Here is a 483-nt window from a genome sequence, read left to right as displayed (position 1 = left end):
GAAGCGAAATCCAGATAGTCGATGGGGGTGTTTTCCACCAGCAGGGTATCCCGGGCCGGGTCCATGCGGGTGGTCATGGCCCAGATCACGTCCTTCCAGTCGCGGGCGTTGACGTCGTCGTCGCAGACAATCACGAACTTGGTGTACATGAACTGGCGCAGGAATGACCACACGCCCATCATTACCCGCTTGGCGTGGCCCGGGTACTGTTTCTTCATGGTCACTACGGCCATGCGATAGGAGCAGCCTTCCGGGGGCAGGTAAAAATCCACGATTTCCGGGAACTGCTTTTTCAGGATCGGCACGAAGATCTCGTTCATGGCCACGCCCAGCACCGCCGGTTCATCCGGTGGACGCCCGGTGTAGGTGCTGTGGTAGATCGGATCGCGGCGGTGGGTGATGCGCTCCACGGTGAAAACCGGGAAGCGCTCCACCTCGTTGTAATAACCGGTGTGATCACCGAACGGCCCTTCTTCGGCCATC

At 59.6% G+C, this 483-nt stretch carries 1 protein-coding gene; it reads right to left on the bottom strand.

Annotated elements, in window-relative coordinates; genetic code table 11:
* A partial coding sequence (locus A3714_RS11285) for a UbiD family decarboxylase domain-containing protein (protein WP_197463412.1) occupies positions 1-483 on the bottom strand: 483 nt, incomplete at both ends.

Origin of the sequence: Alcanivorax sp. HI0007 (assembly GCF_001635525.1) — a bacterium.
In the GTDB taxonomy this organism is placed as follows: domain Bacteria; phylum Pseudomonadota; class Gammaproteobacteria; order Pseudomonadales; family Alcanivoracaceae; genus Alcanivorax.
Note: the sequence above shows the minus strand (reverse complement) of the source record. Positions and strands in the feature narration are given on the sequence as shown.